This is a genomic window from Pseudarthrobacter sp. J47, assembly GCF_049810315.1.
GTDB lineage: Bacteria > Actinomycetota > Actinomycetes > Actinomycetales > Micrococcaceae > Arthrobacter.
The window spans coordinates 208002-228721 of the sequence record NZ_CP187358.1 but is presented as its reverse complement, the minus strand read 5'-3'; the positions used below and the strand labels follow the sequence as shown (position 1 = coordinate 228721).

Annotated in this window: 18 protein-coding genes; 11 read left to right on the top strand and 7 right to left on the bottom strand. The window is 66.2% G+C overall.

Annotated features, from left to right (window positions below):
• Positions 1-104 precede the first annotated feature (104 nt).
• The 5 genes from ACPJW8_RS01075 to ACPJW8_RS01055 all read left to right on the top strand — a co-directional run bounded on the left by ACPJW8_RS01075 (position 105) and on the right by ACPJW8_RS01055 (position 5382).
• Entirely contained in the window at positions 105-593 is a 489-nt protein-coding gene (locus ACPJW8_RS01075) for an inorganic diphosphatase (protein WP_330187987.1), read from the top strand.
• Positions 594-689: 96 nt separating this feature from the next.
• Positions 690-2024 carry a carboxylesterase family protein gene (locus tag ACPJW8_RS01070; protein WP_330187988.1) on the top strand — a complete coding sequence of 445 codons (1335 nt, stop codon included), beginning with the start codon at positions 690-692 and terminating at the stop codon, positions 2022-2024.
• A 153-nt stretch (positions 2025-2177) separates the two neighbouring features.
• Positions 2178-3452, top strand: a complete 1275-nt coding sequence (locus ACPJW8_RS01065; RefSeq protein ID WP_330187989.1) for a hypothetical protein — start codon at positions 2178-2180, stop codon at positions 3450-3452.
• A gap of 2 nt (positions 3453-3454) precedes the next feature.
• On the top strand, positions 3455-4198 hold the full coding sequence (locus tag ACPJW8_RS01060) for an ABC transporter ATP-binding protein (protein ID WP_330187990.1): 744 nt from the start codon (positions 3455-3457) through the stop codon (positions 4196-4198).
• Positions 4195-5382, top strand: coding sequence for an ABC transporter permease (locus tag ACPJW8_RS01055; protein ID WP_330187991.1), 1188 nt, complete (start codon positions 4195-4197; stop codon positions 5380-5382). Before ACPJW8_RS01060 ends, ACPJW8_RS01055 begins: the two co-directional genes overlap by 4 nt.
• Positions 5383-5428: 46 nt before the next feature.
• Here ACPJW8_RS01055 and ACPJW8_RS01050 read toward each other — a convergent pair whose 3' ends face one another.
• The gene (locus ACPJW8_RS01050) at positions 5429-7795 is read right to left on the bottom strand and encodes a phosphoketolase family protein (RefSeq protein WP_330187992.1); all 2367 of its coding nucleotides are present in this window, start codon (positions 7793-7795) and stop codon (positions 5429-5431) included.
• A gap of 145 nt (positions 7796-7940) precedes the next feature.
• Here ACPJW8_RS01050 and ACPJW8_RS01045 point away from each other — a divergent pair, with 145 nt between their 5' ends.
• A complete protein-coding gene (locus tag ACPJW8_RS01045; RefSeq protein ID WP_330187993.1) occupies positions 7941-8540 on the top strand; it encodes a hypothetical protein in 600 nt (199 codons plus the stop codon).
• 57 nt (positions 8541-8597) lie between these two features.
• On the opposite strand, the gene ACPJW8_RS01040 is transcribed toward ACPJW8_RS01045, so the two are convergent.
• The 3 genes from ACPJW8_RS01040 to serS form a co-directional block, all read right to left on the bottom strand.
• A complete protein-coding gene (locus tag ACPJW8_RS01040; protein WP_330187994.1) occupies positions 8598-9485 on the bottom strand; it encodes an HAD family hydrolase in 888 nt (295 codons plus the stop codon).
• 151 nt (positions 9486-9636) lie between these two features.
• Positions 9637-10185, bottom strand: coding sequence for a hypothetical protein (locus ACPJW8_RS01035; protein WP_330187995.1), 549 nt, complete (start codon positions 10183-10185; stop codon positions 9637-9639).
• A 729-nt stretch (positions 10186-10914) separates the two neighbouring features.
• Positions 10915-12195 carry a serine--tRNA ligase gene (serS, locus tag ACPJW8_RS01030; RefSeq protein WP_330187996.1) on the bottom strand — a complete coding sequence of 427 codons (1281 nt, stop codon included), beginning with the start codon at positions 12193-12195 and terminating at the stop codon, positions 10915-10917.
• 89 nt (positions 12196-12284) lie between these two features.
• On the opposite strand from serS, the gene ACPJW8_RS01025 reads away from it, so the two are divergent.
• Positions 12285-13349 carry a diacylglycerol/lipid kinase family protein gene (locus ACPJW8_RS01025; protein ID WP_330187997.1) on the top strand — a complete coding sequence of 355 codons (1065 nt, stop codon included), beginning with the start codon at positions 12285-12287 and terminating at the stop codon, positions 13347-13349.
• Here ACPJW8_RS01025 and ACPJW8_RS01020 read toward each other — a convergent pair.
• The 3 genes from ACPJW8_RS01020 to ACPJW8_RS01010 form a co-directional block, all read right to left on the bottom strand.
• A complete protein-coding gene (locus ACPJW8_RS01020) occupies positions 13346-13549 on the bottom strand; it encodes a hypothetical protein (RefSeq protein ID WP_330188091.1) in 204 nt (67 codons plus the stop codon). The two genes, ACPJW8_RS01025 and ACPJW8_RS01020, sit on opposite strands and share 4 nt — an antisense overlap.
• Before the next feature lie 146 nt (positions 13550-13695).
• Positions 13696-14022, bottom strand: coding sequence for a rhodanese-like domain-containing protein (locus ACPJW8_RS01015; protein WP_330187998.1), 327 nt, complete (start codon positions 14020-14022; stop codon positions 13696-13698).
• 103 nt (positions 14023-14125) lie between these two features.
• Positions 14126-14671, bottom strand: a complete 546-nt coding sequence (locus ACPJW8_RS01010) for a DUF4190 domain-containing protein (RefSeq protein ID WP_330187999.1) — start codon at positions 14669-14671, stop codon at positions 14126-14128.
• 158 nt (positions 14672-14829) lie between these two features.
• On the opposite strand from ACPJW8_RS01010, the gene ACPJW8_RS01005 reads away from it, so the two are divergent.
• The 4 genes from ACPJW8_RS01005 (at position 14830) to ACPJW8_RS00990 (ending at position 20668) form a co-directional block, all read left to right on the top strand.
• On the top strand, positions 14830-16299 hold the full coding sequence (locus tag ACPJW8_RS01005) for a peptide MFS transporter (RefSeq protein ID WP_330188000.1): 1470 nt from the start codon (positions 14830-14832) through the stop codon (positions 16297-16299).
• A 27-nt stretch (positions 16300-16326) separates the two neighbouring features.
• Positions 16327-17838, top strand: coding sequence for an amidase (locus ACPJW8_RS01000; RefSeq protein ID WP_330194148.1), 1512 nt, complete (start codon positions 16327-16329; stop codon positions 17836-17838).
• A gap of 229 nt (positions 17839-18067) precedes the next feature.
• Positions 18068-19681, top strand: coding sequence for a helix-turn-helix domain-containing protein (locus tag ACPJW8_RS00995; RefSeq protein ID WP_330188002.1), 1614 nt, complete (start codon positions 18068-18070; stop codon positions 19679-19681).
• 75 nt (positions 19682-19756) lie between these two features.
• Positions 19757-20668: a glutaminase gene (locus ACPJW8_RS00990; RefSeq protein WP_330188003.1), complete on the top strand. Its 912-nt coding sequence runs from the start codon at positions 19757-19759 to the stop codon at positions 20666-20668.
• Positions 20669-20720 lie beyond the last annotated feature (52 nt).

Sequence of the window (20720 nt, the reverse complement as noted above, 5' to 3'; positions counted from 1 at the left end):
CAGGGGGCTGTCGCTATATCCTCAATAGTAGTCGGCGGCACTGACAGCCCATTCCAGAAGCGTCACCGTTGCCGCGAACCCCTGCACTAGCCGAGGAGCATTCCATGAAGCATGACGTGACCATCGAGATCCCCAAGGGATCGCGCGTCAAGTACGAAGTTGACCACGAGACCGGCCGCGTCCGCCTGGACCGCGTCCTCTTCACCTCCATGCAGTACCCCACGCACTACGGATTCTTCGAGAACACCCTGGGCGAGGACGGCGATCCGCTGGACGCGCTGGTGCTCCTGCAGGACTTCGACCTCCACCCCGGCGTCATCGTTGAGTCCCGCCCCATCGGCGTTTTCAACATGACGGACGACGGCGGCGGGGACGCCAAGGTTCTGTGCGTCCCCGTTGACGCCCGCTTCGACCACATCCAGGAAGTCAGCGACGTCAGCGAATTCCTGATCAAGGAAATCGAGCACTTCTTCACCCGCTACAAGGACCTGGAGCCCGGCAAGTGGGTCAAGGCCGAAGGCTGGGGCGACCGCGCCGCCGCCGAAGCCGAGCTGGAAGCGTCGATCAAGCGCTACGTCCCCACCGCTCACTGATTCACCCCACGGTGGTTGAGCCTGTCGAAACCGGGCCCGCCGGTGGTTGAGCCTGCCGAAACCGGATCTGGACAGGCTCGATCACCGGAACCACCGGTGGTTGAGCTTGTCGAAACCCTTTTCACCCCGCCGTGCGGTCCGGTCACCGGCTGGCGGGACGGCGATGTCCTCCGCGCCACCGGCATCCCTTACGCAAGGGCCACCAGGTTCCAGCCTCCCGCACCGGCCCGTGACTGGACTGAACCGCTTGCCGCAACATCCCCGGCTCCGGCCTGCCCGCAAGGCCCCGTCCCTTTCCTGGACGACGTCCTAGGGACCCGCTACGGCGAACTTCCCGGCAGCGAAGACTGCCAGAACCTCTCTGTCACCATGCCGGCAGACCTCGCCCGGGGTGAAAAGTTACCCGTTATGGTGTGGCTGCACGGCGGCTCCTACACCACCGGTTCGGGCGACCTCGCCATCTTCGATCCCGCGCGGCTGGTGGCCGAAAACCGCGTGGTGGTTGTCTCCGTGACCTACCGCCTGGGGCTGTTCGGGTACCTGGCCGTGGGCAGCCACCGGCCCGGAAACCTGGGCCTGCTGGACCAGTTGGAGGCCTTCCGCTGGGTGCAGCGGAACATCAGCGCGTTCGGCGGCGATCCGGCGCGTGTTACGGCCTTCGGCCAATCGGCAGGCGGCGACGCGGTGGCGCACCTGATGGCGACTCCGGAGGCGCCGTCGCTGTTCCAGCGGGCCATCATCCAGAGCGCGCCGCTGGGAATTGCCCGGGGCCGGGCCCGGATGAACAAGGCCATGGGAATCGTCGCCGAAGCTGTCACCGAGGAGACGCCTGCCATGGACGTGGTGGCCATGGAACAGGATGTGGCCCAGGTGGCCCGGAAGTTCGGAATGCTGGCTGCCATGCCATTCGGAACGCAGTATGGGCATGCGCCTCTGCCGGAGGAAGCGGAGATCGAGGCGGCCTGGAACCGGACGGCACCGGGAATTGAGATCCTGATCGGGCATACCTCGGAAGAAGCCCGCCTCTTCCTGCCCCGCAGCCCCCTGTTGATGCGGCTGCACCGTGTTCCCTTGGTGGGTCCGGCGGCCTTGCGCGCGGTCAACTGGGTGGTCACGGAAACCGTCTACGGCCGCGTGTCCCGGAAGTTCGCCAAGCGGCACGTGAGGGCCGGTGGCAAGGCGCACCGCTACCTGCTGACCTGGCACGCCCCCGGAACCATCTTCGGAGCCGCGCACACCGTGGACCTTCCCCTGCTGTTCGGCAACCGGAAAACCTGGGAAGGTGTTGGCCTCCTGGCCGGATTGACCTGGGAGCAGATCGACGTGCCCGGGCGCACCCTTCGGGGGATCTGGGCATCGTTTGCCCGTGGCGAGGACCTGGGCACGCGGGGTGACGTCCCCGGCGGGTGGTTGACCCTGTCCAAACCCTGAACCCAGGTCTCGACAGGCCCGACCACCGGCGTGGACCGCCGCCGAACGTTAGTGTCCCAAACGTGACGTGCACTGGATGCGTACTCAGTATATGGTGTGGAGCAACACACTCCCGCGGAGCTCGTCTGCCGGGAGCTACTGATGGGGGCAGTAATGAGGATTTTCAGGCGCATCGTCTTGCCGGTTGCGTGGTTGGCAGTTTTCGCCGTGATCGCCGTGGCACTGGTGAAGATCGCGTTTATCGACGGCATGACTCCCGGGCAGGACGCTATTGGCCCCTCCGCCGAGGTAGCGATCCCGGTGGTCCAGGCAACGCGGGCCACCGTCACCAACACCGTGGAAGTCGAAGCCACCGTGGACAGCGACGCTGCCGTTCCGGTGAAGAATACGACGGCGGGAACCGTAGTTTACCTGTTCGTCTCCCCCGGCGATGAGGTGCTGGCGAACGCTCCGCTGTACCAGGTCCGCACCGAGGTGCAGCCGGATGCTCCGACGCTCGCGCCGCAGCGGGACGGCGATACTGACGGCGAAGCCCCTGCAGCCCCCGTCCGCCCCTCACCCGTATATACCTACACGGACATATACTCCCCCACCTCGGGAACCGTGGAAACGCTCACCGTCCTGCTGGACCAGCAGGTCAGCGTGGGCGAGTCAACGGCAACGGTGGACCCCGGAACGTTCACGGTGAGCGGCTCCATCGATGCCGCCCAGCAGTACCGGCTGCTGGCGAAGCCTGCCTCCGCGGTGATTTCCGTCGTCGGCGGCCCTGCTCCCTTTACCTGTTCCACGGTGACACTGAAGAGCCTGGCCGGCACCTCCGGCGGTACTGGCGGCGGCACACCCGGTGGTAGCGGCGGGGTCACCCGTGGTGTTCCGCTTGCCACGTCCGGGAGCATGATGGGTGGCGGCGGTGCCCCGGAGGGCGGCACGCCCACGGGAACCATCAGCTGCGCAGTGCCCAGCGGCGTTGAGGTGTTCGCCGGCCTGGGTGCCACCATGACCGTGACCGCAGGCCAGTCCACGGATGTCATCACCGTCCCGCTCACTTCCGTCAAGGGCAGCGTCACGGACGGCATCGTATGGGTTTCCGCCGGCGCTCCCGCAGGCGGCCCGGGCTCTGTGCCTGAAGGGGCAATCATCGACGGCGGCGCTCCCGTCAGCGGACCCACGGCAGCCGCAGGGGCTCCCGCCCGGGGCGTTCCGGGTGAAGGTGTCCCGGCCGAAGGCGCCCCCGCAGGAGGTGCCCCGTCAGTTGCGTCCGGTCCGTCGGAGGAGCGGAAGGTGAAGCTGGGCTTGAACGACGGTTCCAGGGTTGAAGTGGTGTCCGGCCTGGAGGAAGGCGAGTTTGTCCTTGAATTCATCCCCGGCGCACCTGCACTGACGCCGTCAGGGCCCCAGTTCGGCATGCCCTACCCGATGGGCGGCTGACCATGGAGGAACTGGTTTCACTTGCCGGAGTGACCCGCTCGGTCCGGCTTCCTGACGATCAGGAACTGCACATCCTCAAGGGGATCGACCTGGCCGTTCACGCAGGAGACCACACTGCGATCATCGGCCGGTCCGGCGGCGGCAAGTCCACCCTGCTGAACCTGATCGGCCTCCTGGACCTGCCCACCACGGGCGAGATCCGCTTCCAGGGCGAACCCGTCAATCACCTGAGCAGCAACGCCCGGGCCAGGCTGCGGGGCTCCTCCGTGGGCTTCGTGTTTCAGCAGTTCAACCTGCTCCCCGGCCGCAGCGCCCTGGACAACGTCATCACTCCCCTCCTTTACGCGAAGGGTGCCGACTTTTGGCGGCGCCGCGACCTCGCCCTGGAAATGCTGGACCGGGTGGGGCTGTCCGCCCGGGCTGACGTTATGCCAAGCATGCTCTCCGGCGGCGAGCAGCAGCGCGTGGCAATTGCCCGGGCGCTGGTCCGCAAGCCCCGGCTGATCCTTGCCGATGAACCCACCGGAGCGCTCGACGTCGAAACCGGGCAGACAGTGATGGCCCTCCTGGATACCGTGGCAACGGAGTCCGGCTCGGCCCTGATCACCATCACCCACGACTCCAACGTGGCCGCCCTGGCCCGCGCCTGCTACAGGCTTGAGGCAGGCGTGCTCACGGCGACGGATGTCCCTGTGGCGGCAGCGGCTTCAACGCCTGCGCCTGCAATCGCGGGAGCCGGCGCATGACCGGGCTGGCATCCACCATTGTGGAAGCCTGGCAGGAGCTGCGGATCAACAAGACCCGGATCCTGCTGGCCCTGATCGGCGTCGCGCTTTCCGTGGCTGCACTCACCACCGTGGTGGGCATGGGAAACCTGGTCCGAGAGGGTTACAAGGTCAACTCCGAACGCAACGGAGGCCGCGCTGCGACGCTCAACCTGGGTGTTTACGGCCCCACCTCGCCGGATCCGGAGAAGCTGAGCGTGGCGTTCCGCGGCATCCAGGAACGCTATGGCATCAAATACTCCACCAACGTGTCCCAGACCCAGCACGGCTTCCAGTTCCCCCACGGCGTGCAGCAGGTGCAACTCCAGGTGGTTGATCCCGGCTACGGCGTTATTCACCGCGTGGACCTGATCCAGGGCGCCTGGTTCGCTGACACTGACGAGGAACGGTTTGCGCCCGCCGTCGTGGTTTCGGAGAACTTCTACAACGCCGCCGGGCGGCCCAACCTCACTACCCACCCCGTGGTGACCCTGGCAGGGCCGCAGAAAACGACTGCGGTGATCATTGGAGTGGTCCCCAACCAGTGGCCTGATATGCCGCCGTCGGCATATATGTTGACGGGTGCCGCAGAACGGGCGGGCGTGGCATCGATTGGCATGTCCAGCCAGTTTGAACTCTGGGTGCAGGATGGCCAGGCGGAACAGCTGAAGGCAGCCATCTCCGCGGACCTGCAGCAGCAGTTCCCGGGGATGCATGCCCAGGTGGAGCGCCGGGACTACGCCAGCCAGGACGATCCGTTCGCCGTGGTCCAGTTGGTGGTGGCGGGGATAGCCGGTTTAGTGATGCTGCTGGGCGCGGTGGGAATGCTCAATATCTCCATGGTCACTGTGCGGTACCGGGTGCGTGAGATTGGCATCCGGCGCAGCTTCGGCGCCACGTCGCAACGGATCTTTGTGGGCGTGATGATGGAGTCCGTCGTGGCCACGGCGGTGGCCGGAGTGGTGGGCGTAATGATCGCCGTCGCGGTGGTCAAGCACCCCTGGATCCAGGAAAAGGTGGCGCCCGGGCTCAGCGAGTTCCCGCCCTTCCCCGTGGAAGCGGCCATGCTGGGGCTGGGCGCGGCCGTCCTGGTGGGCGCCCTGGCCGGAGCCATCCCCGCACTGGTGGCCGTCCGGGTCAAGGTCATCGACGCGATCCGGTTCTAACGCGATCCGGTTCTAGGGGACGGCACCTGACCGGGATGCCTGGGCCTCAGAGCCAGTCCGGGTCCTCGCCATGCGTACGGGTGTGTTCGCGGGCGCGGATCCGGCGGTCCTGCAGGGACTGGCGGAGCTGCGCGCACTTCGCGGCGAGGCCCGGCACCCGGTCGATGGCGTCGATGGCCAGCTGGAAGCGGTCGATCCTGTTGAGCATGGCCATGTCGAACGGCGTGGTGGTGGTGCCTTCCTCCTGGTAGCCGCGCACGTGCAGCCCGGCCTGGTTGGTGCGCCGGTATGCCAGCCGGTGGATCAAAGACGGGTAGCCGTGATACGCGAAAATGATCGGCTTGTCCGCTGTGAAGATGCCGTCGAAATCCCTGCCGGGGAGCCCGTGCGGGTGTTCGCTGGAGTCCTGCAGCCGCATCAAATCCACCACGTTCACCACGCGGATCTTCAGGTCCGGAACACCTTCCCTCAACAGCTTGGCGGCAGCCACGGTTTCCACTGTGGGGACGTCGCCGGCGCAGGCCAGTACGACGTCGGGCTCCTCTCCCGCCACCTCGGAACCTGCGAATTCCCAGATCCCCAGGCCGCGCCGGCAGTGCAGGGACGCTTCCTCAGGGCCCAGCCATGCCGGCGAGGGCTGCTTGCCGCTGACCACGATGTTCACGTAGTCCCGGGACCTTAGGCAGTGGTCCATCACGCACAGCAGGGTGTTGGCGTCCGCCGGCAGGTAAACCCGGATCACCTCGGCCTTTTTGTTGACGGCATGGTCGATAAAACCCGGGTCCTGGTGCGAGAACCCGTTGTGGTCCTGCTGCCACACATGGGAGGACAGGACGTAGTTCAGCGAGGCGATGGGCTGGCGCCACGGCAGCTCCCGGTGGACCTTCAGCCACTTGGCGTGCTGGTTGAACATGGAATCGACAATGTGGATGAACGCCTCGTAACAGCTGAACACCCCGTGCCGCCCGGACAGCAGGTACCCCTCCAGCCAGCCCTGGCACAGGTGTTCGCTGAGCACCTCCATCACCCTGCCGGCGCGCGCCAGGTGCTCATCGACGTCGTCAATCCTGTACTGCCACACCTTGTCCGTGACCTCATAGACGTCCTGCAGCCGGTTCGAGGCCGTTTCATCAGGGCCGAACAGCCGGAAGTTCTCCGGATTGAGGCTGATGACGTCGCGCAGCCAGCCACCCAGGGTGACCATGGGGCCCACCTTCTCGCCGCCGGGGCTGGAAACCTCGACGGCGTGCTTCCGGTAGTCGGGCAGTTTGAGGTCCCGGAGCAGGACTCCGCCGTTCGCGTAGGGGGTGGCGCTCATCCGCAGCTCACCTGCGGGAGCATTCGCGGCAACGTCGGCACGCAGCCGCCCGCCGTCGTCGAACAGTTCGTCCGGGCGGTAGCCCTGCATCCACTCCTCCAGCTGGCGGAGGTGGTCCGGGTTGCTGCGCACCTCGGACAGCGGCACCTGGTGGCTGCGCCACGTTCCCTCCACAGGCAGGCCGTCCACTTCCTGCGGCCCGGTCCAGCCCTTCGGCGAGCGCAGCACGATCATGGGCCACTGCGCAGCCGGGCGGTCCTGGTTCTCCGTTGAACCGCGGAACTGAGCCTGGATGTCGCGGATTTCCGCAAGGCAGGTGTCCAGTGCGGCTGCAAATTCGGCATGTGCGGCGGCAGTGTCCCGCGGGTCCTTGACGGTGACGAAGTGCGGCCGGTGCCCGTAACCGCGCAGCAGTTGCTCCAGCTGCTCCTCCGGCATCCGCGCCAGTACGGTGGGGTTGGCGATCTTGTAGCCGTTCAGGTGCAGGATGGGCAGCACCGCACCATCCGCCGTCGGGTCCAGGAAGTTGTGCGAGTGCCAGCTGGCGGCAAGCGGCCCCGTTTCCGCTTCGCCGTCCCCAATAACGACGGCGGTAATCAGCTCCGGATTATCAAACACCGTCCCGTAGGCGTGGGCCAGGGCGTACCCCAGCTCGCCGCCCTCGTGGATGGAACCGGGGGTCTCCGGCGCTGCGTGGCTGGGAATGCCGCCGGGGTAGGAGAACTGCCGGAACAGCTCCGCGAGGCCAGCCTCATCGTTGCCCACGTGGCTGTAGATCTCCGCGTAGGTGCCTTCCAGCCATGAATTTGCGACGACGGCCGGCCCGCCATGGCCCGGACCCGCCACAAACAGCATCTCCTGTGAGTCGCGGCGGATCACCCGGTTCAGGTGCGAGTACACGAAGTTCAGGCCAGGCGTGGTGCCCCAGTGGCCCAGCAACCGGGCCTTGGCGTCCTCGGCCTTCAGCGGCGTGCGGAGCAACGGATTGGCGCGCAGGTAGATCTGGCCGACGGAAAGGTAGTTCGCGGCCCGCCACCAGCGGTCCACGAGGTCGAGTTCATCCTGCGGGACGGTGGAGCCTGGATCCGGGGTCATCGGTTCTCCTCGCTATGCGGGTTCACGGTGCGGCGGGTGTACTAGGCGGCGCTTCATCCCATCGGACCACATCCGCGCGGAGGACGGAACCCCGGCAGCACTCCCCATACCGCCCAACTGCTACCAGCCGGTAGTCTGATCCACAATGTTCACGCTGACAATCAACCAGACCGACAGCCGGCGCGACGGCGACCTGGTACCCAAGCTGCTGAAAGACCTTCGGCACATCCCCGCGCGCCTGGATTTCGACCGTTCCGTCGAGGACGAAGTGCAGGGCGTCCTGGACTGCCCGCACCAGACGGTGGATGCTGCGCTGATCGCGCTCCGGGCAGGGGCCTGGTTCGTGGGAATCGGCGTGGGGCCCGTCAACGAGCCGCTGCCCAACCAGATCAAGGACGCCTCCGGGCACGGCCTGGTCTATGCACGCCGCGCCGTGGACCGGCTCCGGCAAGGCAAGGAACGCGTCCCCGTTGCCGTTGACGGGCCGCTCCCGGACCTTACCCGTGAAGCGGAGGCCGTGCTGCGGCTGCTGGGCCACATTGTGCGGGACCGCAGCGAGGCCGAATGGCGCGTGCTGGACCTGCTCACCCCCGGGGTACGGGGCCAGCAGAAAGCAGTGGCACAGGAGCTGGGCATTACCACCCAGGCGGTCAGCAAGGCCGTGGCCCGCTCGCAATGGAACGAGGAACACGCCGCCCGGCCCGCCGCGGCCCGGCTGCTGTCCCTGATCCTCGAGGTCCGGTAGGGGTTGCTTCCCAGGTGAGGCCCGGTAGCGGGTCTCCCGGGCTGAGCCCAGTGGCTCCTAGACGAGGCTCCGCAGCACGGCTGCCGCGCCGTCGTCGAACACTGTCTGGGTGATCTCATCTGCTGCGGCGAGGACCTCGTCCGGTGCCTGGCCCATGGCAACACCGCGGCCTGCCCAGTTCAGCATCTCAATGTCATTGCGGCCGTCGCCGATAGCCACCGTGTTCCGGGGCTCGATGTCCAGCCTGCTGCGCAGTGCTTCCAGCGCACTGGCCTTGGTGACACCGGCCGCGGCGATGTCCAGCCAGGCCGTCCAACCCACGGAGTAGGTCACGCCGGCCAGGCCCACGTGCTTAATCGCTTCCTGGAATTCCTCGGACGTGTTCTGGCTGCTGAAGACGACGACGCGGACAGCCGTGGCCTCAAGCATGGTCTGGAAGTCCACGCCGATTGCCTCGACGCCGAAGCTGGCATCCTCGAAGCGCTCGGTGGCCAGGAAGTTGCCGTCCTCGTCCTCCAGCGCGTACTTGGCCGTGGGCAGCTTCTTCCGCAGGGCACGGAGTGCGGGGGCCGGGTCAAAGGTGGCTTTGTGGATAACCTCGTAGCCGTTCTCCAGCTCCGGATCGAGCCTGAGCGTGACGCCGCCGTTGCAGCAGACGGCGTAACCGCGGTCGATGCCGATCTGTTCAATGACCGGCAGCGTTGCGTTGAGGGAGCGGCCGGTGGCGATCATGACCTCGTGGCCTGCGGCGACTACGGCCTGGGCGGATTCGCGGACGGCCGGGGACATGTGGCCGTCGTGGTCCACCAGGGTGCCGTCGACGTCGAGCGCCACCATCAGCTTTGGGGAGGCCTTGCCGTTGAGGGCGGCCTTGCGCGTGGTCCGGATTTCGGTATTTCGCTGGTCTTCGGTGCCAGCGACTGAGGATTCAGTCAAAATAGTCATGCTTCCAGTAGAGCAGAAACCCGCGCCAGGAGCCTAGGACGTACGCCACTGTCCCCATGAACAACCGGTTAATACCCACAGCGTTCCCCACAGTGTGAGTGTTAACCCGCGCACCCCCTACCCGGTCCGTTCCTAAGCTTGTTCGCGAGTCCTAAGCTTCAAGGTTCTGAGCTGCGAACAAGCTTGGGAACCGTGCGCGTCCCGGCCTGAGCCCGGCGGCGAGCAGTGTCCGTTTCAACCGGCTCGGCTCCTGCAGGTCCTGCCAGGCCCACCTCTTGACGTCGTAGCCGAGGGCGCGGATCCGGTCTTCGCGGAGCTTTTCCCTGTACAGCGCTTCCTCTGGCGTGATTCCGCTCATTCGGGCAGCGTTGATGTACTTTTCCTTGCCGTCGAACTCCCCAACAACGCCTTGGGCCTTCCAAAAGAAGTCGCTCCTGCCAATCAGGCCGTCCCTATCCCGGAAGGCCGGCTGCAGCGTCGGTTGGTCGAATCCGAGGAATTCGAACATGGCCCGGCTGTAGGACTCGCCCACGGATTCCACCAGCGGATTGGCCAGCAACGCCACCCGGGTTGCCCGGTTCCGCGCTGTGGCGAAGGGCAGAGCCGCGATCAAAGCTTCCATACCGGGCACCATCAGCAGGTTGCCGTCCTCCCTGAGGATGCCGTCCGCCTGGAATTTCCGCGCTGCGCCATCTGCCACCACCAAAGCGTGGCTGAGTTTGCCGGAACCTATGACATCCGCGATGGTTTGGAGCAATCCAGTACAACGGAACTCCCCATACTCGGCCGGTTCCACCCCCGTTTGCTGCTTGAGGCAGTACCGGAGGGGGTAACTGCGCTTATTCCTGGCTTCCCTTGCCCCGGGCGAATCGCCAAGAACCATAAACGGAGACGTCCGGAGGCCCGAACGGCCAGGTTGTGCCGTGGCCAGGTCGACGCTCGGCGGGGTGCTCAGCGCTGGTAGACCACTGGCCAAGGCAGCCGTGCGCCCGCACAAAACCGCATCGGGCACAGAACGGGATACGGCTGCCGCAGTCCAGGCAAACCGGTCTGACGGGTAGGCCTTGTTCCAATCACTGGTGCGCACATAGAAACCGCGGCGGATCCGGACCAGGTTACCTGCGCGAAAGTCGCGGTGAATGGCGTCTGTTCCAACTCCGTTTCGCAGCACGGCGGAGGAATCGATCAAGCCCGGAGGTATTTTCATTGCATCAGCGTGCAGGTGCCGGCGGCACCGCGCTGCAGTCCGCCGTCGTCATGTGGAAAACGCCCCGTGTGGAGGACCAGTCAGCCACGCCGGCTGCCCACGGATCCTAAGCATGTTCGCGAAACCCAACGTTCAAGGTTCTGACCAGCGAACAAGCTTAGGAACGCCGCACGTCGCGGCCAGATCCGTAGATCCGCAAAGCCGTAACGCACGACGGCGGGACTACAGGACCGGGAGCACCTCAAGGCCGCCGAGGTACTTCTGCAGGGCCGCGGGTACGTTGACCGAGCCGTCCGGGTTCTGGTGGTGTTCCAGGATGGCCACGATCCAGCGGGTGGTGGCCAGGGTTCCGTTGAGGGTGGCCACGGCGCGGGTGCCCTTGGTAACGCCCTCGGCGTTGACGGTACGCTCGCGAATGTTCAGGCGGCGTGCCTGGAACGTGGTGCAGTTGGAGGTGGAGGTCAGCTCGCGGTAGGCGCCCTGCGTGGGAACCCAGGCCTCGCAGTCGAACTTGCGGGCAGCGGACATGCCGAGGTCCCCTGCGGCGGTGTCGATCACCCGGTACGGGAGCTCGCACTTGGCCAGCATTTCCTCTTCCCAGGCCAGGAGGCGCGCGTGCTCCGCGGCGGCTTCCTCAACGGTGGTGTAGATGAACATTTCCACCTTGTTGAACTGGTGGACGCGGATGATGCCGCGGGTGTCCTTGCCGTGCGATCCGGCTTCGCGGCGGTAGCAGGAGCTCTGGCCGGCGTAGCGGATGGGGCCGTCGGACAGGTCCAGGATCTCGTCCGAGTGGTATCCGGCCAGCGGCACCTCTGAAGTACCCACCAGGTACAGGTCATCTTCGGCCAGACGGTAGATCTCGGCGTCGTGCTTCACATCAAAGCCGGTGCCCTGCATGGTCTCCGGGCGCACCAGGGTGGGCGTGATCATGGGGATAAAGCCGGCGTCGATGGCCTGCTCCATGGCCATCTGCAGCAGCGCCATTTCCAGACGGGCGCCCACACCACGCAGGAAGTAGAACCTGGAACCGGAGACCTTGGCGCCACGCTCCATGTCGATCGCGCCAATGAGCTCGCCGATTTCCAGGTGGTCGCGCGGCTCGAAGTCGGTGAATTCGCGGGGCGTGCCAACGGTCTTGACCACCACGTAGTCGTCCTCGCCGCCCTCGGGAACGCCGTCCTCAATGAGGTTGGGGATCACGCGGAGGAGTTCCTCCTGGGTGGCCTGTGCGGCATCGGCTTCAGCGGACGCGGCCTTGACGGCGTTGGCCAGCTCGCGGACCTCTGCCAGGAGGGCCTGCTTCTCCTCGCCCTTGGCCTGCGCCACCTTCTTGCCGTAGACGTTCTGCTCGGCGCGGAGGTTTTCGTAGCGGATCAGCGCGGCCCGGCGGGTGGAATCGGCGGAGATGATCGCGTCCACCACGGATTCGTCGGCGCCGCGGGCGCGCTGGCTGGCACGGAACTTGTCCGGATTTTCGCTGAGGTCTTTTACGTCGATCACCAGATAAGGGTATCTAATCCGCCCGCCGCCCCCGGCAGAAGTCTGCGTAACCTGGCGGCGCGCCGTCAGCGGGTTAGTGTTGAACCACCATGAGCGACTGGATCATCCTCCTTTTGATCGCTGGGGGCGTGGTGTTCATCGTCTCCAGCTGGTGGGGCGTGCGCCGGCTCCAGGCCCGCCATGCCCGCAGCGCGGTCCAGGACGAGCCCCATGGCATTGCCCCTGACCAGCAGCGCGTGGCCGTGATCCTGAACCCCATCAAGAACCGGGCGGACGAGGCTAAGGCACTGATCCAGCGCGCCTGCCTGGCCGCCGGCTGGGAAGAGCCGCGCTTCTACGAAACCACGGCGGAGGATCCCGGGTATTCACAGGCGCGGGAGGCACTGGAGGAAGGGGCCGACGTCGTACTGGTGGGCGGCGGGGACGGCACAGTCCGCGCGGTGGCTGAGGTCCTCGCGGGCACCCAGGTGGCCATGGGACTGATCCCGCTGGGGACCGGAAACCTGCTGGCCCGGAATGTGGGCGCGGACCTGACCGACCTCTACGTCAACATTCAAACGGCCCTGCACGGCCAGCAGCGCTTCATTGATACGGCACGGATGCGGGTTGAGAATTCACAGACCGGCGAATCCTCGGAGCACGCGTTCCTGGTGATCGCTGGGATCGGCATGGACGCCGAAGTGCTTAGCGACACCAACGCGCAACTCAAGAAGGCAGTGGGCTGGCTGGCCTACACCGAGGCGGGGGTGCGGCATCTTCCGGGGCGCCGCAAAAGGGTTTCCATAACGCTCGACGACGGCCCGGAGCAGGTGCGCAAGATCCGTTCGGTGCTGTTCGCCAACTGCGGCCTGGTGCCGGGGGGCATCGATTTCATCCCGCAGGCCATGATCGACGACGGCATGCTGGACGTGGTGGTGATGAGTCCGCGCACCCTGGCGGGCTGGCTGGTGATGTACTTCAAGATCGTGTTCAAGCACGCCGGCGCGCTGCCGTTTATGACGGTGTACCGCTCAGGGAAGATCGTCATCAAATGCGCCGAACCCATGCCGACGCAGCTGGACGGCGACCCCGCTGGCGAAGCCACCAAGGTCACCGTCCGAATACATCCGCTATCGCTGTTGATCAGGGTTAAACCAACGGTTGTAGCCCCTTAGCTGGCGGCTTTCTTCTCGGCTGCCTCACTGGCGGCCTTGGCGGCGGCGCGGGCCTCGGACTGTTCGCGGATCATGGCCTGTTCCTCTTCAAAGCGAAGGCGGTCGGCGCGGTCTGCTTCGTCCCCGTCCCAATCCTGGTTGTCACCGGTTGGCTTGGGGTTCACGATGATTCCCTGGCCGTCGTTGTTGTCGATGCTCATCTCCGGCATGACGTACTCCCTTCGCTGGGGCGTTTCCCCCGTTGGATCAAGTAAGCATACGCATTGTTTGACTACCAAGGAAGTACCCCGGCGACGGCGTGCCGCGGCGTGTGCGGGCGCGGGTGCGCGGCACGGTCCGGACGCGGCTAGAGGACGATGGGGGCCAGGCCGTTGTCCGAGACCAGCGGCTTGCCGGCCTCGAGCCAGTGGTCCATGCCGCCCGCGACGTTTACTGCCGAATAACCCTGGCCCGCGAGCCACTGGGCTGCCCGGAAAGACCGGCCACCCGTGCGGCAGATGACGTACAGGTCCTGGTCCGGGTCCAGCTCGGACAGGCGTCCCGGAAGCTGGTCAAGCGGAATATGCAGGGCGCCCTCGGCGTGCCCGGCCACCCATTCGTAGTCCTCGCGTACATCCAGCAATGCGGCGTCGGCGGGAAGCTCTGTGACGTTGACGGTTTCGAAGTCGCTCATTCGGTCCTCTTTTCGGGGAGTTCAGGGGTATTTTCGGGGAGTTGGGGTATTTGGAATTGGTGGTGTCTGGCGTTCCCGGTTCGGGACGGACTCAGCGTTGGCTTTAGTAGCTGTACGTGGACCGGGCCACAGACAGGCCGACGATCACCAGCACCCAGAACAGCCCGTAGCCCAGCAGGCTTAGATAGCCCAGCACCAGGCCGGTGATGGACATGGCCTTTCCGGCGGGCTCGCGCCTCAGCGCCAAGTGGCCTGTGGCGATCGCGGCAATCTGCGGGACCATGATGATGCCCAGCACCACCGCCACAATGCCGCACACCATGCTGGCGATGCTCAGGCCCCGGGGTTGCGGCTGCGCGTAGTACGCCGGCTGGCCATAGGGGCCCGGCTGACTGTACTGGGCATACGGACCCGGCTGGGAGTACTGGCCCGGCTGGCCATAGGGCGCCTGGTCTTGGGGCGACTGCCCGTACTGCCCCTGGCCGTACGGACCCGAGCCATAAGCACCCTGCCCATACTGGTCCTGCCCATACAGCGGCGGCGCCGGAATCCCGGGCCCCTGCGGCGGTACGAACGAAGGCGGCTCGTAGGAGGGCCCGGAATCCGCCGGCCCGCTCCCGTCCGGGCGTTGATTGGGCTGCTCGGTCATGGTTTCCCCCTCGGAAATTCTGGTTTCCTCAAGCCTAGCGGCGCACGGGCCCGGCGCCGAGGGGTCGGCCGAAAGTGCCCTTCCAACAGCCGGGCGATGGTTGCCAGGTGTATCCAAAAATGTGACAATATCGGGTTTTCGGTGCCAGCATGGGGTAAATGACTACTACCCAAGACGCTGTCGCCGAGGCCAAAAGCCCGGGCGACACTTCATTCTTCGGCCATCCAAAGATGCTGGCCAACCTGTTCACCGTTGAAATGTGGGAGCGTTTCTCCTTCTACGGAATGCAGGGAATCCTCCTCTACTACATGTACTTCACGGCCGACCAGGGCGGTTTGTCCATTGACAAGGCCCTCGCCGCAACGCTGGTAGGCGCTTATGGCGGCGGCGTGTACCTCTCAACGATCCTGGGCGCCTGGCTGGCGGACCGGGTCTTTGGTTCGGAGCGCGTGCTCTTTGGTTCGGCCATCCTGATCATGGGCGGTCACGTTGCGCTGGCACTCCTGCCCGGCGTCCCCGGCCTGGTTGCCGGCCTGGTGCTGGTGGCGGTTGGCTCCGGCGGGCTGAAGGCGAACGCCACGGCGCTGGTTGGCACGCTCTATGGCGAGAAGGACGAGCGCCGCGATGCCGGCTTCTCCATCTTCTACATGGGCGTCAACATCGGCGGCCTGGTGGGCCCGCTGGTCACCGGGTGGCTGCAGGAAAGCCACGGCTTCCACTGGGGCTTCGGCGCAGCAGCCGTTGGCATGGCGCTTGGCCTCGGCATCTACTCCGCTGGCCGGAAGAACCTCCCGGAGGAAGCGCACCACGTGCCCAACCCCCTGCCCGCGGAAGACCGCAAACGGTACGGATTCATCTTCCTGGGCATCGTCGTCGTCATCCTCCTGCTGCTGGTCACGCGGATTGTCAACGCGGAGAACCTGGCCCGCACCATGGCCTACGCCGCCATTGCCGCGTCGGTCATCTACTTCACGCTGATTTTCCGCAGCAAGAAGGTCACGGCTGTGGAGCGGAGCCGCGTGCTCGCGTTCATCCCGCTGTACATTGCCTCGGCCGGTTTCTGGGCCCTGTTCCAGCAGCAGTTCACGTTCATCGCCGTTTACTCGGAGGAGAAGCTGGACCGGAACCTGTTCGGCTGGGAAATGCCCGCGGCCTGGGTCCAGTCCATCAACCCGGTCTTCATCATCATCTTCGCCGGCGTCATGGCAGCGCTGTGGACCAAGCTGGGCAAGAAGCAGCCCAGCTCTCCCATGAAATTCGCCGTCGGACTGCTGGTGATGGGCCTGGCCTTCCTGGCTTTCATTCCGCTCTCCGGTGCCGGGAAGACGCCGCTGCTGGCGCTGGTGGCCATCCTGTTCCTCTTCACCCTGGCGGAACTGTTCCTGTCCCCGATCGGCCTCTCGGTGAGCACCAAGCTGGCCCCCAAGGCCTTCCACACGCAGATGGTGGCGCTGTTCTTCCTCTCCGTCTCCCTCGGCACCACGCTGGCGGGCATCCTCGCGGGGCTGTACAACCCCGACGACGAGCTGCCGTACTTCCTGGGAATCGGCGGTGCCGCGGTGGTGCTGGCAGCTGGTCTCGCGGCCGGTACGCCCGCCATCCGGAAACTGATGGCGGGAGTCCGCTAGGCTTCCCCAAGACCCCGAGGAGGACCGTTGCCCCCTGAGCAGGCATCCGGCCGGCAAACAGAGATCCATGAGCTGAGTGCCGTCCGGCTCCGGAACGCCCTGCGCGCCGGAGAGCTTTCCGCCAGGGAGGCAACGGCCCACTTCCTGGGCCGCATCGAACAGCAGAACCCTCTCCTGGGCGCCTTCGTCACGGTCACCAGGGAGCGGGCTTTGGCTGATGCGGCGGCCGCGGACGCCCTGTACGTCCGGGCTAAGAAGGGAACTTTCGACGCCGGAACCTCCGGCGCGCTGCCCCTTCTGCACGGCGTGCCGCTGGCTTTTAAAGACCTGACGGATGTTGCCGGAGTGGTGACCACGCACGGCAGCGCGGCCCTGGATCGCAAGCCGGCGCCGGCGGATGGTGCGCTGCCCGCGGCCCTTAAAGCCGCGGGCGTCATCTCACTGGGCAAGACCCAGGTTCCGGAGTTTGGACTGACGGCGTACAGCGAAAACCGCGTGGCACCGCCGTCGCGCAACCCCTACTCCCCCGCCCGCAGTTCCGGCGGAAGTTCCGGGGGCAGTGCCGCCGCGGTGGCAGCGGGCCTGCTGCCGTTTGCTCCGGGAACGGACGGCGGCGGGTCCATCCGCATCCCCGCGGCGGCGTGCGGGCTGGTTGGGTTGAAGCCCGGCCGGGGCGTGGTGGCCGCCGGGGAGAGTTCCGGCGATCCGGCGCGGCTGGTAGTGGCTGGCCCGCTGGCCCGGAGCGCCGAAGATGCAGCCCTGATGATGGACGCCCTGGTGCCGTCGCCGGCAACCCATTCGCCGGAAACCCGTTCCCAGGGCACCCATTCGAACGGCGGTGCCGGTTTCCTCAACGCCGTCACGCGGGAGCCACCGCCGCTGCGGATCGGCGTCACACTGGACAGCCCGTGGGCCGCCGCGTTCCCCTTCCAGACGGAACCGGAGGCGCTGGCGGCGCTGAAAACCGGAACCGACCTGCTGGAACACGCCGGTCACGTGGTCACAGAAGCCGCCATCCGCTACGACAACCGCTACCCGGATGCGTTCACCACGGCCTGGACTGCCGGCGTCGGAAGTGCCCGGATCAGCCCCCACCGGGAGGCGCTGCTGACCCCGCTCACCCGCACCTTCCGGCGCCGCGCCCAGCAGCGCAGCACCGCGAAACTCAACGAAGCACTGGCGTTCCTGCGGCAGTTCGAACACGACACCGTCACGCAGTACGCCAACTGGGACCTGATGCTGATGCCGTCCCTGGCGCAGACCCCACGGCCGGTGGGCTGGTTCACCGGCGCTGCCCATGGAGGTGCCGCATGGCCGGCCACCGAATGGCCCAACGACGCCGACGGCGACTACCGCAGGCAGTGCGAGTTCGCGCCGTGGTCCTCCATGGTGAATGTCTGCGGGCTGCCGGCCATCAGCATCCCCGTGTACTGGACCGGCGGCGCTCCCGGAAGGGGCCTGCCGATGGGTATCCAGCTGGTGGGACCGGCCGGATCCGAATTGCTCCTGCTGCAGGTAGCGGCCCAGCTGGGCTTCTAGGCGCTGGTCCCTGGCGGCCGGTCTCCAACCGTAAGGCTACGGCGCCCGCCATGGATTGGCGGCCCCGCCAAATCCGGCTGTATGCAATTGTGCCGTGCGCTAACTTGGGGCCGGGAGATGGCGAGTAACGTACATGGCTGTGGCAATGGCTGCCCCGCTCCGCGGAGGATTAAAAAATCCGCGGAGCATCAAAAACTTGATAAGCACCAGAGAGGGTCTGAACAAAGACGTGAGGCCTGAAGTACAAACCGGCGACGACGCGGGCGTTGCCCTGAGCGACATCCTGGAGGACATCGGCGTCGACAATGCGCGGCTGCTGGCGGCTCCCGGCGCGGACAACGAGCAGGTCCGCGAAACAGTGATTGTTGATCCTGAAGATGCCACGGCGGTCCGGCCCGGCGCACTCGTTTTCCTGGTGGGCTCCCGCGGCAGGGCCGCCCTGCCCAAGGTCCGCGCCCTGCTGCAGGACCAGCCGGTTGCGATCGCCATCAAGGGCTCCGAACCCGAGCTGGCGGCCGTCCGCGAGGTAATGAATGGCACCGGGTGCGGCCTCATCGCTGTTGGCCCCGAGGCCCGGTGGGACCAGCTTGAAGGGATCGCGCTGGACCGCATCCGCGAGTCGCTTCCCCCTACGGACCGGTCCACGCTGATGCAGCGGGACCTCTTTGGCATCGCCCAGACAACCGCCACGCTGACCCGCGGCCATGTGGTGATCGAGGATACGGCCAACAACGTCCTGGCCTACTCCCCCGCGTCCAACGATGTTGACGAGCTGCGCCGGCTCTCCATCCTGGCCCGTCGCGGGCCCGAGCGGTATCAGAAACTGCTCAAGGAATCCGGCGTCTACCAGCGCCTGCAGGCCGGTGAAGTACCCATCCACATGCCGGCCAACCCCGCCGAGGGGCTCCGCGAGCGCGTGGCGATTGCCATCTTCGCCGGGCGCACCATCCTGGGCTACATCTGGCTGCAGGAAGGAACTGACGGGCTGGCGGACAACGTTGACCGGATCCTGGTCGGTTCCGCACGCCACGCCGCGATCGAGCTGGTGCGCCACCGGAACGAACAATCCCAGTCCATGCGCCGGGACCGGGTTTCCAGCCTGCTCAGCGGCACAGCCCAGATCCATTCACAGGCACAGTCGGCCGGGCTGGACCCGTCCCGCCCCGCGGCCCTGGTGCTGGTCTCCTCCGGCAGCGAGCGCACGTCCCCGCCCGGCCTCCAGCTGCAGCGCGGGGAACTCGCCAGCCTGGTCTCCATCCATGCCGCCGCCTACCGGCCGGGCGCGGTGGTGGGTTCGCTGGGCCTGGAGACAGCCATCATCCTCCCGGACCTTGACCCGGTGAAGTCCCCGGCGGCCATCAGCCGGCTGGCAAACGTGATTGTCCGCGACGCCGGTGCGCACCTGGATCTGCAGGTCCAGGCGGCCATCGGCCCGGTGGTGGAAAGGCTCGATGAACTCCACACGTCCGTGGAACATGTGCGGAACGTGCTCAAGGTCCTCAACAGCGACCCCACCAGGAGCGTCGCTTCGTTCACCGACGTGGAGCCCACCGTCCTGGTGAACGAACTCCTTGACCTGGTGGAATCCCGGCAGCAGCTCCGCCACAAGGGAATCCAGGAGCTGTGCCGGAAGTATCCCGAGTTTGCCGCCACGCTCCTGGCCTACCTGGAGTCCTTCGGGGACGTCAACCGCTGCGCCGAGGACCTTGGGATCCACCGGAACACAGTGCACTACCGCCTGCGCCGGGCCACCGAGCTCTCCGGAATAGACCTGCGGGATGCGGGGCAGCGGCTGTTGGCGCACCTGCAGATCCGGCTCTGGACGCGGTCCGGAAAACACTGATCCGGGCCTTCTCCCCACCCTTCGTTCCTCGCCCTCTTTTGCCGTGCCCGCGGCCTGCACAGAAACAGACCATCAATGGACATCCAGAACCTCCTCGACGACATCGTCGGATCCATCAAACCCCGGCTGGGCCAGGGCGAGGTGGCCAGTTACATTCCGCAGCTCGGCTCAGTTGATGCCGGGCAGTTCGGCATCTCCGTAGCCACAGGCGACGGCGAAGTCTACGCCGCCGGTGATGCCGCCGTCGCATTCTCCATCCAGAGCATTTCCAAGGTTTTCGCCCTGGCCCTGGTGCTGGCCGGAGACGGCGACGGCATCTGGAAACGCGTGTTCCGCGAACCCTCGGGAAACCCGTTCAACTCGCTCGTGCAGCTGGAGCACGAGGACGGCATTCCGCGGAACCCGTTCATCAACGCGGGCGCACTGGTGGTGACGGACCGGCTGCTCAGCATTACCGGCGACGCGTCAGGAGCCGTCCTTGACCTGCTGCGCCAGGAGAGCGGCAACACGCTGGTGGACAGCGATCCGGTGGTTGCCGAATCCGAATCGAGGAACAGCAACAGGAACGCCGCGCTGGCCCACTTCCTGGCCAGCTGCGGCAACCTGGAAAACCCTGTGCAGGACGTCCTGGACAACTACATCCTGCAGTGTTCGCTGGAGATGAGTTGCACGGACCTGGCCCTGGCGAGCCGCTTCCTGGCCAGCAACGGGCTGCGCGTGGACGGCTCAGCGCTGCTGTCCTCGGCACAGACCAAACGGATCAACGCCGTCATGCTGACCTGCGGAACCTACGACGCAGCCGGCGAATTCGCGTACCGGGTGGGCCTGCCCGGCAAAAGCGGCGTGGGTGGCGGGATCATCGCGGTGGTCCCCAACAACTGCACGGTGTGCGTGTGGAGCCCGGGGCTGGGCAAGTCCGGAAACTCCGTAATGGGCATGGCGGCCCTGGATGAATTCACCACCCGGACAGGGCTGTCTGTCTTCTAGGTGCTGCCGATCGCGATTTTTTCGTCACAGGAGCGGGAATTGGGGTGGATCG

Bases quoted from the DNA above. Each gene is read 5' to 3' on its own strand.
- ACPJW8_RS01075 (WP_330187987.1), top strand. From the start codon at position 105: ATGAAGCATGACGTGACCATCGAGATCCCCAAGGGATCGCGCGTCAAG.
- ACPJW8_RS01065 (WP_330187989.1), top strand. From the start codon at position 2,178: ATGAGGATTTTCAGGCGCATCGTCTTGCCGGTTGCGTGGTTGGCAGTT.
- ACPJW8_RS01060 (WP_330187990.1), top strand. From the start codon at position 3,455: ATGGAGGAACTGGTTTCACTTGCCGGAGTGACCCGCTCGGTCCGGCTT.
- ACPJW8_RS01055 (WP_330187991.1), top strand. From the start codon at position 4,195: ATGACCGGGCTGGCATCCACCATTGTGGAAGCCTGGCAGGAGCTGCGG.
- ACPJW8_RS01050 (WP_330187992.1), bottom strand. From the start codon at position 7,795: ATGACCCCGGATCCAGGCTCCACCGTCCCGCAGGATGAACTCGACCTC.
- ACPJW8_RS01045 (WP_330187993.1), top strand. From the start codon at position 7,941: ATGTTCACGCTGACAATCAACCAGACCGACAGCCGGCGCGACGGCGAC.
- ACPJW8_RS01040 (WP_330187994.1), bottom strand. From the start codon at position 9,485: ATGACTATTTTGACTGAATCCTCAGTCGCTGGCACCGAAGACCAGCGA.
- ACPJW8_RS01025 (WP_330187997.1), top strand. From the start codon at position 12,285: ATGAGCGACTGGATCATCCTCCTTTTGATCGCTGGGGGCGTGGTGTTC.
- ACPJW8_RS01020 (WP_330188091.1), bottom strand. From the start codon at position 13,549: ATGAGCATCGACAACAACGACGGCCAGGGAATCATCGTGAACCCCAAG.
- ACPJW8_RS01015 (WP_330187998.1), bottom strand. From the start codon at position 14,022: ATGAGCGACTTCGAAACCGTCAACGTCACAGAGCTTCCCGCCGACGCC.
- ACPJW8_RS01010 (WP_330187999.1), bottom strand. From the start codon at position 14,671: ATGACCGAGCAGCCCAATCAACGCCCGGACGGGAGCGGGCCGGCGGAT.
- ACPJW8_RS01005 (WP_330188000.1), top strand. From the start codon at position 14,830: ATGACTACTACCCAAGACGCTGTCGCCGAGGCCAAAAGCCCGGGCGAC.
- ACPJW8_RS00990 (WP_330188003.1), top strand. From the start codon at position 19,757: ATGGACATCCAGAACCTCCTCGACGACATCGTCGGATCCATCAAACCC.